Raw genomic sequence first — 13,046 nt, forward strand, 5'->3', positions numbered from 1 at the left:
TGATAGTAGCCATTGATTCGACCTCTCAATGTTCGTCTTATTTTATATCACCTCAGTCAACTCTCTCCGGATAGAACCTTACCAATAAATGGGCAACAATGGGTAGATGTGTCAAGGGTTTTGGTTACAGTTACTCACCCCCGGAATGTATTGTTGAACTAATCCGAACCAATACAAACCCTCTCCAACCTGGCTATCCAAGGAAAAATAATCCCGATAGCGGGGGATTTGAGGATGAGTGAGCTGTTGAAGAACCTCGGCTTCGCGTTCAAATAACTTAAACTCATCCCACTGCATCTGAGGGTTAAATGCCAACAGCTTAACAATCACTGATTCTGGCGGGGATACAGAATGGTCAAACGCCAACCAGGTTTGGCGTCCAGGGTTATTGCCAAAGGGATGATGAAGGTGATAGCGATCGCATAAGACCTGTTCTGCTTGCAGCATTTCCCGTGTAAGTCCTGATCAAGCCTATTTCTCTACTTTAACCGTATTCCTATCGGTTTATCTTTTCTCAGGAGATGATCAGCTCCCCCAGCTCCCAGACGTAGCATGCTACGTCTCTACATGCTCCCCCAGCTCCCCCTTTTCCCTCATCTGCTTGAAAACGGCTGTAAATCAGCTATCCTAGCGTAGGATATCGTTCACCAGAAAACCTCTTATGAACAGGAAAAATCGTGTTGGCAATCGTCATTTTTGGCAAATTTGTGCCAGTCAGCTCGTTACAGCAAGTTTATTTACCCTAGCCTTTCCTGCTACTCCTGTCAGTGCTGGTGTCGATCAGTTTCAAATCTGCGCCGCAGAACTCTTGCGTGCGGGTATCTCTAGGGAAAATGCAGCCAGAACTTGTGCTGAGGCGCTTGAACCCAAGGATTTATCTCTCTGTGTCCTGAAAATCGAACAGTTAACGCCAATTGCGGCGGATGAAGCATTATTCGCTTGTATGCGTGTCCGACGTCCCAAGGAATTGGCAAGCTGTACTGTTGATATTAACCAGCATACTCAAGGATCTGATCCGGTTTCGGTGCTGGCAAATTGTCGCCGCACTCTTCTACCCTTACGTTTTTCTGAATGCGTGATTGGTTTGAGTCGCGAAATTGATTTCTCTGTCGAGGGTGCGCTAGCTACTTGTATTGATGCTGAGGATTTCCCCCGTTAAGTCTTCAAAACTTACTCATTAAGGGGGTTTTTCTCTGGAACTCTAAGAAGATAAAACGAAAGGACGCGGCTTCTAGTCCGTCCTGTAGTATCCGCTTAAAATCCCCCGCGCTCGATTCCGGGGGAGAAGTCAAGATTGAATTGGAATCTCAATCACAAACTCTGTACCCTTTCCCATTTCACTCGTGACCCATAATTGACCTCGGTGCTTTTCCACGATAATTTGGTAACTAATCGTTAATCCTAAACCCGTTCCAGAACCGACGGGTTTGGTGCTAAAGAATGGATCAAATAGCCTCTGACTTACCTCCTCTGTCATTCCCGATCCGTTATCAGCGATGCGGATAATAACCTTTGCTTCGTCTATACTCTCCGTACTAATCTCAATAGTAGGGATTTGGGATTGATTGGGAGTGAGTGGCGATCGCACAAATTCTCTCTCTTCTCCTTCATCCCCTCTAATTGACCACATATCATCCTCTAGTTTTAGGTTGCCATACTTCTCCTCTAAAGCATCAATAGCATTGGTCAGCATATTCATAAATACTTGATTGAGTTCACTGGCATAACATTTCACAAGAGGCAAATTACCATAAGTTTTGAGTACCTCAATTCTCGGTCGTCCGGCTTTAGCGTCTAAGTGGTACTGTAAAAGCAAGAGCGTGTTATTAATATCTTGATTAATATCGACGAACTTCAACTCAGCTTCATGTAAATGGAAGAAATTCTTGAGCAAAGATACAGTTTGGCGAATTCGTTCAGCCCCCACCTGCATTGATTCTAGAAGTTTAGGTAAATCAGATTGGATAAAATCTAGTTCAATCGCCTGAATTTTGCGATTAATTTTCTCAGTTGGATGAGTATAAGTTTGTGTGTAAAGTGTAATCAGATCAAAGAGTTCTTGAATATATTCATTGGCGTGGTACAGGTTGCCATAGATAAAGTTAACGGGATTATTAATTTCGTGGGCAATACCTGCCGCTATTTTGCCAAACGAAGACATTTTCTCCGCTTGAATTAATTGAACTTCCGTTTGTTGTAGCTTGTGTAATGCCTCTTCAAGTTCTAATGTTCGCTGCTTCTCTTGCCGTTGGGATTTTAATAAGCGTTCATTTTTGGCTTGCAGTTCCTTTTGCAAATTTCGCAGCGTCAGATGAGTTTGGATGCGGCTAACAACCTCTTCCGGCTGAATCGGTTTGGTAATATAATCAACAGCGCCAATCTCGAATCCATAAACCTTGTTAGAAATATCTGAAAGGGCAGTCATGAAAATGACTGGAATATCCCGCATTAAATGATTTTCTTTAAGTCGTTTACAAACCTCAAACCCATCCATTCCTGGCATCATCACATCCAAAAGAATCAAATCAGGTTGAGCTGCTTCAACACGCTGGATCGCGGTTTCTCCATCCGTTGCAACCCGTACTTTGAATCCAAACTTTGTCAAATAAGTGAACAGAAAACTCAGATTCGTGGGATTATCTTCAACAATTAATAATTTTCCTTTATCTGCTGTTTTATCCATTGTTTTGCTTGGGTATTCTCACAGTAAAAATACTTCCTTTGTTAATTTCACTGGTTACTTTTATATCCCCCCCGAAACCTTTTAATATCTGCATACAAGTATAAACACCTAGTCCTGTGCCTGTGGGTTGATTTCGCTGTTTTTCCTCACCCTTCAATGGTTTAGTGGTATAGAATGGATCAAAAACTTTGGAGAGATTGTCTGGGGCTATTCCACACCCTGTATCTTGGACATCAATGTAAAGATTGTCTTCATCCTGCCGGGTGATAATTGTTAACGCTTGTTCTTCCTTATCCCACATAGCATCTAGGGCATTACTGATTAAATTATCTAAGATTTGGGAGATATCAGTATAAACTAAAGTAGTTAAGGGAATATGCTCATCCAAGACATATTTCTTTTTAACCTTGTGTTTAAATTGAAGGTTTGCCTGCCAAAAATCGAGTTCTTTTTTTAAGATATCATTAATATTCAGCAAAGTTAACTGCAAGGAGTGATCCATTTTGCTCTTGTGCATGAGATTATCCAGGATTTGACTCATATTCCAGGCAGCTTCAGCCATCTTTTCAATGTAAGCGAATGTCGTTTCTGAAGAAACAGCTTCTTCGGTCATTTCTCCCGTCGCCAAACATTTATAAGATAAAATAAGCTGAATACGATTTCGTAAATTATGGACGATTCCCTGAGTAAGTCGTCCGATTAAAGCGTTTTTTTCTTGTTCAATCAGTTGTTGAGTTCTAGCTTGAACAATTTCTTCGAGATTCTGATTCAAGTGGGCAAGTTCTTCGGTTTTAGTTTGCAGTTGACTTTGCAGATAATAGAGCTTGATGTGAGTCTGAATTCGACTCAGAACTTCTTCTTGATGAATGGGTTTTGTGATATAATCGACAGCACCTAGCTTAAAACCTTGAACTTTATCTACTGTGTCTGAAAGTGCCGTCATAAAGATGATCGGGATATCTCGATTCGATGGATTTTGTTTCAATCGTTTACAGGTTTCAAACCCATCAATTCCCGGCATCATCACGTCTAAAATAATCAGATCCGGTTTTGTGACTTCGGTTCGCTGAATGGCACTTTCACCATCTAACGCCACAAATATTTTGAAGCCAGATCGCGTCAAAAAGTCAAACAAAATACCTAGGTTATGAGGTTGATCGTCAACAATCAACAGCTTGGGGTTTTTGGGGGTTGAATTATCCATAAAGGGTAACGGGTTAAAATTATATTTATATTTGACAATTGATACAATATATAAATTAGCCTAACATAAGCAATAGTATTTTGTTTATACCTTATGGATGATTAATTAGAGCTTATAATTATAAAATTATGGCTTATAAGTTAAGTTTTGTTTACGAGGTATATTGATTAATAAGTTGCTCTATTTTTTTTAGCTGAAAGCCTCTAGCGAGATCATGAATTTGTGTAGCAAAGGGAATCCATTGACTGTTTACGTCTTGCCAATGCTGCGCTTGATCGATCATGCCTTGAATATCCCCCATTGCTAACAATTCCGACAAAATAGCTAATTCTGAAGCAGGTGGCGGAACCAGCGGTGTAGTATTGGTTTCCAATTCAAAAGTTGTTGAATCTCTAGGTTCTTCATAAATACCTTTCACACCTAAATGGACAATCAATAATTCCAGGAGTTGCTGGATTGGCAAAGGTTTTGAAAGAAAGTCTTGGCATCCAGCCGCTAAACTCTCCTGCTGGGTCATCTCGAAAACATTAGCGGATATGGCAATAATAACCGTCTTTTCGAGCTGAGGCAATTGGCGCAGTCGCCGCGTTGCGGTCAAACCATCTAATCCCGGCATGATTAAGTCCATTAAGATCAGATCAGGCTGAATCTCGACTGCCTTTTGTAAACAATCTTGACCATCGACGGCTTCAAAAATGTTTAAGTCGAACGGTGTGAGTAATTCTCGTAATAGAGACCGATTAATCGTATTATCATCAACAATGAGAAGCGTTTGCTGTTGTCCTTTAACGCCAATGAGTCGGCGATCGCACAATGACTCCGAGACTTGTCCGTCGGACACATCAGACAACTCTAAATCAAACCAAAATATACTACCTGCGCCATGGCACGTCTCTACATCTTCAACATAACCAACTTTAAACGTCACGCTACCCTGATCCGTAAACTTCACGGCATTACTAAGTAAGTTAATCAGAACCTGTCGCAACCGTTTCTCATCAGCGATAACATTCTGGGGAAGAGGAGATAAGACTTCATACGTAAAGTCAATCTGTTTTTGGCTAGCACGCAGACGAAAAAGACTGCTGATGCTGCTGAGAAAGGTTGGCAAATGAAACTCAGTTGGGTCAAGTTCTAATTTCTGGGATTCAATCTTAGAAAAATCTAAAATATCATTGATTAGCGTGAGTAAATGTTCGCCACATTGGTAAATAATGTTTAAATTATCTCGTTGAGTTTCGGTTAAATTGGTATCGTTTTGCAGGAGTTGAGCATATCCTAAAATGCCGTTAAGGGGGGTTCTGAGTTCGTGGCTCATCGTTGCCAGGAATTCGCTTTTCGCCCGATTTGCGACTTCGGCGGCGTCTTTGGCTTGTTGGAGTGCCACTTCTATCTCTTTATGCGCCGTAATGTCCCGGGTAACACTTAACACCGACCAAATTGTGCCATCAGCATTAAATTCAGGTACGATGCGAGAGTGAAAAAATTTCATCCCGTTGCTGGTGGGAAAGTCAAACTCAATCAGTTGTTCTTGTCCGGTTGTCAAGACAGATCGCAGCGCTTCATCCCAAAACTGGGCTTTATCGGGCGGCATTCCCAACTCCCCATTGGTTTTACCGATAAAGGTTTGAGTGGAACATTTTGTGACTTGTTTGATTGCCGGATTCACATAGAGATGACGCAATTGGTGATCAAATCGGGCAACAATATCCGGTGAATTTTCCACCAACGCCCTAAATTGTTGTTCGCGGTAATAGAGTGTTTCTTCGGTTTGCTTGCGATCGCTAATATCGCGGTTGCTGGCTCGTTGACCTAGCCATCGTCCATCCTCACTATAGACAGGCTGGCAAGCATGGGCAATCCAACGGATCGATCCGGTGCGAGTAATGATGCGAAAGTCTGTCGAGTAGACATGGGGATTGTCTAACTGTTGGCGGATATGTTCAGTAATTCTCTGGCGATCATCGGGATGAACAATTGCCTCAAGTAAGCGAGGATCATTGAGGAATTCCTCAGCCTGATAGCCAGTGATCCGTTGACAAGAGGGAGAAACATAAAGAAAGCTGCCATCGGGATCTCGCCAATATTCCCAGTCATAAGTAAAATCGGCTACGGTGCGAAAGCGTTGTTCACTCTCTTGTAAAGCTTGTTCTGCCTGTTTGCGTTCAGTGATATCATGAGCAATCACATAAACTAATCGTTCTTGCACAAACGGTACGGCTGTCCAAGAAAACCATTGGTATGATCCATCTTGACAGCGATACCGATTCTCAAAAGATTTAACTGTAATCCCAGATGCCAGTTTTCTCATTTGCGCCTGAGTCGCTAGGCGATCCTCGGGATGAACCCATTGGATAAAGGGTTGGGTTTTTAAGGCTTCAGAGGTAAAACCTAGGGTTTTCTCGAAAGCGGGGTTGACATCGATAAAGTATCCCTCGAAGTTAACAATTCCTTGGATATCCAGGGAGAGGTTAAACAAGCGATCGCGTTCTTGTTGGATTTGTTGACGTTCTCTTAATTCGGCTTGAAGTTGGGAATAGAGTTCAGCTTGTTGGATGGCGATCGTGACTTGAGTCGTTAATGAACAGAGGAGTTCAGCTTGCCACGGCTGCCATTGTCTGGTGGTGGTATAGTGATGAGCAATCAGTAATCCCCAAAGGGTTTCATTCTCCAGAATCGGCATCACGAGTTTGGATTTAACCCCAAACTGCCTGAGAGTATCAGCTAAACAGGGTACTATGTCATCCTGTTCGACATCAGCAATGGTATGAATTCCCCCGCAACAGTAAAATTGATGACAAGCTGGGGGAAAGATTAATTCAGGCAGGGAATGTTCCTGGGGAACTGAACAGTCTGAGGCTAAGGCTTGGGCGACAAGGTTTCCCGTACCATCACGATGAGTCTGGTAAATCACCACCTGATCACAAGCCAACAATTGCTGCACTTGGGTTACGGTGGTGTTCAGAATCTGATTCAGATCTAAAGACTGGCGAATCTGTTGAGCGATCGCACTAATTAACCGTTCTTGTTGAGCTTGCAGATGCACCGCAGCTTCGGCGCGTTGGCGTTCCTGAATTTCATGGTTTAAGTTGTCATTAGTACACTGGAGTTCTTGGGTACGCTCAATGACTCGTTGTTCTAACTCAGCATTGAAGCGATAGATTTGGGTTTCAGCTTGTTTGCGATCGCTAATATCAATCACTGTACCGAGCATCCGCACCGCTTGACCTGTTTGATCATAGATAAATTTTCCCTTTCCCTCAATCCAGTGAATACTCCCATCTGACCACACTACCCGAAATTCATGATCATATTCATGCTGTTCTAACTGAGAACGGTTCGCCGCTTGTTTAACAGCTTCTCGGTCATCCGGATGAATACAAGCCTCAAACTTCGCGTATGTGCCATCATAAGTACCTGGAGTCAAGCCAAACAGCAGTTCATGATACTCTGACCAACGAATCTGATTCGTCAGGAGATTCCAGTCCCAAATGCCCATCTGAGCCGCATCGAGAGCCAGGTTAAGGCGTTCTTCACTTTGGCGCAACTCGGCTTCTACCTGTTTGCGATCGGTAATATCTCGCAAAATGGATAAATGGCGATGAGGAATCACATTAGCAGTTGCCGCATATTCCGTCTCCCGGATTGTCCCATCCCGACGCCGGATACGAAACTCCCCCTTTACCTGTCCCTGTTCCAGAAACATACGCCACGCCTCTTGGAAATCCAACTCCGAGTCAGTAAAATCTGAGATGCGGCATCCTAAGAGTTCCTCTCTAGATAAACCAAACAGCCGACAAGCCGCCGGATTGACCTCAACATACTGTCCTTGATCATCCGCGATCGCCATGGCGTCGAGCGCTTGATTAAACAGTGCCTGAAATAGCGATAAAGAGTGACTGTCACTGTTGCTATACATAGCGTATACTATTTATTGATTGACTCTCATCCGTTGGGATGTGATGTGAACAACCGCTGCTCATCCTCTTGACTACAGCACCATCACGATACATATCGGATCAGGTCTAATTTGAGTTGATTCCAAACGTTGGTGGAGAAATTCCCCCCAAAAAACGATTCAGGGGTAAGGACAAAAAATGGGGGGTGATCCAGTATTTGTAATCTACTATACTCTAACTTAGAAACGTATAAGTTAAGGCTTGCACCATCCCAAGGCAAGTTGATTGAATAGGATGGGCAAGGGTGATCAGGATTAAAACGTTTGTACTATAATGTTGGGTTATTTCCTGCCTAATCTCAGCACTTTTGTGCAGAGGATGGAAAGTAAACTTGTGTGCTTGCCCTTTGTTTTCAGACTGTAATAGAGTGGTTGGTGGGCAATGCCCACCCTACGGATAGGATGATGGAGTGCGATTCATGATAACCAACTCTACTGGCGTGGCACACCTTAATTGGTTGATTAGAATTGTAGGGGCACCATCCTTGCGCCCAGTTTAACCCTTCGACTTCGCTCAGGGTTAACCGTCAAATCTATCCCACAATTTTAGCTGTGTCAGTCCACTACTGTTGCCTGTTGCCTTCCCCCACAAGCCCAACTTATTCAGCAGACCCTAACTATGGTTCAATCACCAGCGAAACTGATATCCGTTGATGAATTCATCACTCACTATGGTGACGATAATTGCTATGAACTAATTGATGGGGAATTAATTGAAATGGAACCCACAGGACCCCATGAACAAGTTGCAGCTTTTGTTGGGCGCAAGCTGAACGTTGAGATTGACCGCCACGATAATCCTTATTGTATTCCCCATCGTTGTCTGATCAGACTTTTAGGAACAGATACCGCCTTTCGTCCTGACGTAATCGTTTTAGATCAAACTCAATTAATCTATGAACCCTTGTGGCAGCAAGAACCTGTCATAACTCTAGGAAAAACCATCAAGCTAGTTGTTGAAGTTGTCAGTACTAATTGGCAAAATGACTATGCTCGAAAAGTTGAAGATTATGCCATTTTAGGAATTCCTGAATATTGGATTGTGGACTATCTGGGAATTGGTGGTAGAGAGTATGTTGGTAAACCCAAACAGCCAACTCTCACTATTTGCCACTTAGTTGAAGATGAGTATCAAAAGCAATTATTTCGGGGAGAGGATTTGCTCGTATCCTCTATCTTTCCAGAGTTACAACTCACAGCGAAACAAATTTTCAATAGTAGCACATTAGCAACGGCGACGTAAGAGCGGTAAGTTCCCCTTCTCCCATGCAAAAAAAGCGAAGCATCCTTTGTCCTCCCTCCTCGCAGGGGGGAATGAGGGGGGTTGGAGAAGGGGTTAGGGGATGAGGGTGAAAAGTTTACGAGTAACATTTTCAGCCAATAACATCCAGCACAAAACGCCGTACCAACATTAACTCTTCTGGCAAAATCTGATGTGCCATATCAAATTCTTGATAGGTTACCTCGATTCCCAACGCCTTTAAATTATCTCTGGCGTGTCGCGCTTTACTGATAGGCACAACCGGATCTTGTCTACCATGCACGATCAAAACTGGGGGTAACGATTCCCGCGTCAGTTGAGCCGAATCATGCCAGTAGCCACTCATTGAAACTAAGGCGGCGCAGGGTAATCTTAACCCCACATCCAATGCCATGGCTCCCCCTTGGGAAAATCCACTTAAAATGGTGCGGGATAGGGGAACGCCTGTACTTTCTTCCAGAGAGGTTAACCAGTCGATCAACTTTTGACGACTTTCCTCTAACCCCTGATTATCTTGGCTTTCTAAGGCATACCAGGCATTGCCCCAGGGGACATCGGGATGAGGAAACGGAGCATCGGGAAATAGAAACTGGACATTGGGCAAGTCTAATGCCAAGGCTAATGGGACTAAATCCTGAGAGTTAGCCCCCCAACCATGTAAGCACACCATCAAGTGGGTTGGGGATTGACCATTGGTGGGTTCAATAGTGACGGATTCTAAAGACAAAGACTGAGATCCTAAATCAGAGGTTGTTGGATTTCTAGCAGATGGAGAACGGTTTTGGCAAGCGTTCAACCCCAAAACTGTTCCCAGTGTGGCACAGCCTTTTAAGAAAAATCGCCGTCCCATTAATTTTAATCGAGACTCTGGCATTTGCTACGTGCGTGCCAATGTTAAATATATTGCACCTATTAACGAAGACTATGTTTCAGACGTTAATTAGCGATCGCGGATTTCAGTGATGAGTTAGGACAATTGAGTGGTTCGCCTGTCTAGGAATTAATATGCCTTGAACTAGGCACTCTGGAATTGATTAGATGAGAGCGTAGGATAGTGGCAAGTATAGCCGCGCCATATTTGTCTTGAATCTCATCACAGGTGGCTTCGCAAAGTCTCTCGACTTCATCGATACGCTGTTGAAGTTCAGCAATTTGTTGGTCAGTTTTGCTTATTTTAGGCTGTATCCCAAACATTTCGTCGTTCTCCTCAACGAATTAAACGGTTTGCCAAGCTGATGTCCTAGCCCTCTATAGGATAGTCGGAATGTGCGATCGGGTCTGTTCTTTTCAATGTAACCCTACGGCTAATTGAAATTTGGATTGAGAAATGCTTGAGATTCCCCAATTTATATGTAAATTTTTTTAAATTATACCGTGTTTAGAGAAAAATAATAATGATAAGATTTGGAAAAATCGGGTCAAACTGTGCTATGTTACCGTCTTGAGGAGGCGCTTGGGCGAATTAACGTCTCCAGAATTCTGCTATGCCGCGACGACCCCAGGTTAGGCGAAGCCTTACAGGATCTCAAGCAACAACTCCCTGATCTAGATTTAAATCTAGATGGGAATGAGTGGCACTTTAAGCAATGGTGGCAAACTCATGGTATTTTTTGGACAGAGCAATTGTCGGCGGCGATTCAATGCCGAACTAATAATAATACAATTATAGAAAGCACTAATTTGCTGCCAATTCTGCTGAACCTATGTTTCCAGTTATTTACTCCGACGAATTTCTCAATCATGAGAACGGTGGTTTCCACCCCGAACGCCCGGAACGATTGACAGCCATTGTCAACGCCTTAAACGCTGCACCCTGGGCAGATCAAGTTGATTGGCAGCTACCTACGCCTGTAGAGAATCGTCCGGTAATGCCTCTGTTGCAAAAAGTTCATGACCAAGATTACATCAATTTAGTCCAACAACTCGCCCATGAAGGTGGAGGGATGATAGATGGCGACACCAGGGTTTCTCCCCGCAGTTATGATATTGCCCTGTTAGCCATCAGCGCTTGGTTAGATGGAGTTGATCGGGTTCTCACCAGCAACAACCCGGCATTTGTCCTCGCACGTCCTCCTGGACATCATGCCGAAGGTCCACGGGGGATGGGATTTTGTCTCTTTTCCAATGCGGCGATCGCGGCTTACTATGCCTTAGAACAACCCGGTATCCAAAAAGTCGCCATTTTAGATTGGGATGTTCATCATGGTAACGGCACCCAAAGCCTGGTGGAAAACGATGCCCGAATTGTCTACTGTTCACTCCATCAGTATCCCTTCTACCCTGGCACCGGGAACCCTCGCGAACGCGGCTCGTACAATAATATTCTGAATATACCCATACCATCAGGCAGTACATTCACAGAATACCAACCCATGTTTGAGCAGGGGGTGATACCATTTCTCAATGAATTTCAGCCCGATTTACTCATCGTCAGTGCTGGTTACGACGCCAACGCCGATGATCCCCTCGCCAGCGTCGCCCTGAAACCAAAGGATTTTGGCGTATTCACAGATTACTGTTTGCAAGTGACTCACCGTATTTTATTTGGCTTAGAAGGAGGTTATGATCTGACTGCTTTAGCCAAGTCCGTTATTGCCACCATTGAACCTTGTTTAAAGCTGGGTGAATAGTTGCACAAAGACAAAAAATCAGCCTTCGTCATACTCGCTCCCTTGAGAAGCAAGCTACGTCATTCGTCATTCGTCATTCGTCATACTCGCTCCCTTGAGAAGCAAGCTACGTCATTCGTCATTCGTCCTTTGTCCTTCACCAAAGAACAATCAACAATCAACAATCAACCATTAGAACAGCTTCAGATTGTAACCTACACCTAAAACCAGTCCCAAATCTGTTTCATCATCCTCAGGAAATGCCACATTGACACGCACTGTTCCAGTAAATCGGGGAGGGATGGGAACATCGACACCACCGGAAACCAACGGATCAGCTTCCCAGTCATCATCAGGTTGCAGCAGCACACCTCCTCCAACAAAAGGAATCACAATCGTTTGTCCGGTAACGGGAGTCTTGATCGGGAAATTTAGGCTAAGAGTAAGTGATGTGGTGGTTTCGTCACCAAACATGACCGCATTGTGCAAGGAGAAATTCTCAGCAAACCCGGCTTTACTGACAATGACGACAGACCCTTCCCCTAAGTTGGTTTCCTCACCATCCAGACCAATATTTCCACCTACGCCGATATAGCTGCGTCCCAGTATTTTTAGGGGATTAACTCCAGGGACTTGTGCTACCTCTGGAGTGGCGGCGACAGTTTGGGGTTGAACCAAAACTAGGGTTGGTTGGGTGTTATTAGTTGCTGAGCCAGACGATTGAGCCGAGTCAGAGGGAGTAACGGTTATATAACCATAATAGGCGGAGTCTGGCGTCTGGGCTTGAGCGGATAAACCACTACACAGCAGGGACGAAGCGGTGAAACCGAATAGCCAGGAAAAAAGGGTTGCCGAGTTCGGTTGCATGATTTTTTACTCTTCTATATTGAGAAAATCATGCCACAATTTAACCCACCTTGGAAAGTGAAGATAGAGAAATTGAACCTTGCATCCCCACCTAACACTCGTCTAGAATCTCCAGTCTTCATCCCTGGAAGATGTCAAGCGGGTTGTAGTAAATCTCTACTACTATGTTGGATTTGAGCCAGAATCTGCATCGCTTCTGTCAAATTCTCACAAAGATAGTTGGTTTTGAAGTAAAAAGGTTTAAGACGCTCGGTCGTTATTTCAGCCGGTTCCCAAATGATCAGCTTCAAGGGTTTTTGGGGATGGTTCGTTGCACAAAGCGAGTGGAGTATCATCGTAGTACGCACCTCAATCAGTAGAATGCTCCGGGTTCAGAATCCAGATTCAGCGTCCCACCGCCAGACGGCTGACAGCTATCAGGACTTTTTCCGGGGTCTTTACAAAACTACATTCACAAAGGTGTC

At 43.9% G+C, this 13,046-nt stretch carries 11 protein-coding genes; 4 read left to right on the forward strand and 7 right to left on the reverse strand.

The features are described from left to right. Window positions 1-111: 111 nt before the first annotated feature. Window positions 112-447 (reverse strand): hypothetical protein, encoded by a 336-nt coding sequence (locus RIB93_RS21700; protein WP_446375517.1) that lies wholly within the window; start codon window positions 445-447, stop codon window positions 112-114. Window positions 448-661: 214 nt separating this feature from the next. Between RIB93_RS21700 and RIB93_RS21705 the strand changes: the two genes are divergently transcribed. Then, a complete protein-coding gene (locus RIB93_RS21705; protein ID WP_446375519.1) occupies window positions 662-1,159 on the forward strand; it encodes a hypothetical protein in 498 nt (165 codons plus the stop codon). A gap of 129 nt (window positions 1,160-1,288) precedes the next feature. Here RIB93_RS21705 and RIB93_RS21710 read toward each other — a convergent pair whose 3' ends face one another. The 3 genes from RIB93_RS21710 to RIB93_RS21720 form a co-directional block, all read right to left on the reverse strand. Beyond that, on the reverse strand, window positions 1,289-2,683 hold the full coding sequence (locus RIB93_RS21710) for a sensor histidine kinase (RefSeq protein WP_446375521.1): 1,395 nt from the start codon (window positions 2,681-2,683) through the stop codon (window positions 1,289-1,291). After that, window positions 2,676-3,887, reverse strand: coding sequence for a hybrid sensor histidine kinase/response regulator (locus RIB93_RS21715; RefSeq protein WP_446375524.1), 1,212 nt, complete (start codon window positions 3,885-3,887; stop codon window positions 2,676-2,678). The genes RIB93_RS21710 and RIB93_RS21715 overlap by 8 nt, the downstream gene beginning before the upstream one ends. Window positions 3,888-4,038: 151 nt before the next feature. Continuing rightward, window positions 4,039-7,806, reverse strand: a complete 3,768-nt coding sequence (locus tag RIB93_RS21720) for a PAS domain S-box protein (protein WP_446375526.1) — start codon at window positions 7,804-7,806, stop codon at window positions 4,039-4,041. Between the two features lie 658 nt (window positions 7,807-8,464). Here RIB93_RS21720 and RIB93_RS21725 point away from each other — a divergent pair. After that, the gene (locus tag RIB93_RS21725) at window positions 8,465-9,088 is read left to right on the forward strand and encodes a Uma2 family endonuclease (protein ID WP_446375528.1); all 624 of its coding nucleotides are present in this window, start codon (window positions 8,465-8,467) and stop codon (window positions 9,086-9,088) included. Window positions 9,089-9,218: 130 nt separating this feature from the next. On the opposite strand, the gene RIB93_RS21730 is transcribed toward RIB93_RS21725, so the two are convergent. Beyond that, window positions 9,219-9,833: an alpha/beta hydrolase gene (locus tag RIB93_RS21730; RefSeq protein ID WP_446375615.1), complete on the reverse strand. Its 615-nt coding sequence runs from the start codon at window positions 9,831-9,833 to the stop codon at window positions 9,219-9,221. A gap of 266 nt (window positions 9,834-10,099) precedes the next feature. After that, entirely contained in the window at window positions 10,100-10,300 is a 201-nt protein-coding gene (locus RIB93_RS21735) for a hypothetical protein (RefSeq protein ID WP_446375530.1), read from the reverse strand. Between the two features lie 210 nt (window positions 10,301-10,510). Here RIB93_RS21735 and RIB93_RS21740 point away from each other — a divergent pair, with 210 nt between their 5' ends. After that, window positions 10,511-10,888 (forward strand): NACHT C-terminal helical domain 2-containing protein, encoded by a 378-nt coding sequence (locus tag RIB93_RS21740; protein ID WP_446375532.1) that lies wholly within the window; start codon window positions 10,511-10,513, stop codon window positions 10,886-10,888. Continuing rightward, window positions 10,810-11,736 carry a histone deacetylase family protein gene (locus RIB93_RS21745; protein WP_446375534.1) on the forward strand — a complete coding sequence of 309 codons (927 nt, stop codon included), beginning with the start codon at window positions 10,810-10,812 and terminating at the stop codon, window positions 11,734-11,736. The genes RIB93_RS21740 and RIB93_RS21745 overlap by 79 nt, the downstream gene beginning before the upstream one ends. A 171-nt stretch (window positions 11,737-11,907) precedes the next feature. Here the strand turns inward: RIB93_RS21745 and RIB93_RS21750 are convergent, their stop codons facing one another. Continuing rightward, the gene (locus tag RIB93_RS21750) at window positions 11,908-12,582 is read right to left on the reverse strand and encodes a hypothetical protein (protein WP_446375536.1); all 675 of its coding nucleotides are present in this window, start codon (window positions 12,580-12,582) and stop codon (window positions 11,908-11,910) included. Between the last annotated feature and the right edge of the window lie 464 nt (window positions 12,583-13,046).

The sequence above is a fragment of the Coleofasciculus sp. D1-CHI-01 genome, assembly GCF_040218875.1.
GTDB lineage: Bacteria > Cyanobacteriota > Cyanobacteriia > Cyanobacteriales > Coleofasciculaceae > Coleofasciculus.

Coding starts and splice junctions, on each gene's coding strand:
- RIB93_RS21700 (WP_446375517.1), bottom strand. CDS start 447: ATGCTGCAAGCAGAACAGGTCTTATGCGATCGCTATCACCTTCATCAT.
- RIB93_RS21705 (WP_446375519.1), top strand. CDS start 662: ATGAACAGGAAAAATCGTGTTGGCAATCGTCATTTTTGGCAAATTTGT.
- RIB93_RS21710 (WP_446375521.1), bottom strand. CDS start 2,683: ATGGATAAAACAGCAGATAAAGGAAAATTATTAATTGTTGAAGATAAT.
- RIB93_RS21715 (WP_446375524.1), bottom strand. CDS start 3,887: ATGGATAATTCAACCCCCAAAAACCCCAAGCTGTTGATTGTTGACGAT.
- RIB93_RS21720 (WP_446375526.1), bottom strand. CDS start 7,806: ATGTATAGCAACAGTGACAGTCACTCTTTATCGCTATTTCAGGCACTG.
- RIB93_RS21725 (WP_446375528.1), top strand. CDS start 8,465: ATGGTTCAATCACCAGCGAAACTGATATCCGTTGATGAATTCATCACT.
- RIB93_RS21735 (WP_446375530.1), bottom strand. CDS start 10,300: ATGTTTGGGATACAGCCTAAAATAAGCAAAACTGACCAACAAATTGCT.
- RIB93_RS21745 (WP_446375534.1), top strand. CDS start 10,810: ATGTTTCCAGTTATTTACTCCGACGAATTTCTCAATCATGAGAACGGT.
- RIB93_RS21750 (WP_446375536.1), bottom strand. CDS start 12,582: ATGCAACCGAACTCGGCAACCCTTTTTTCCTGGCTATTCGGTTTCACC.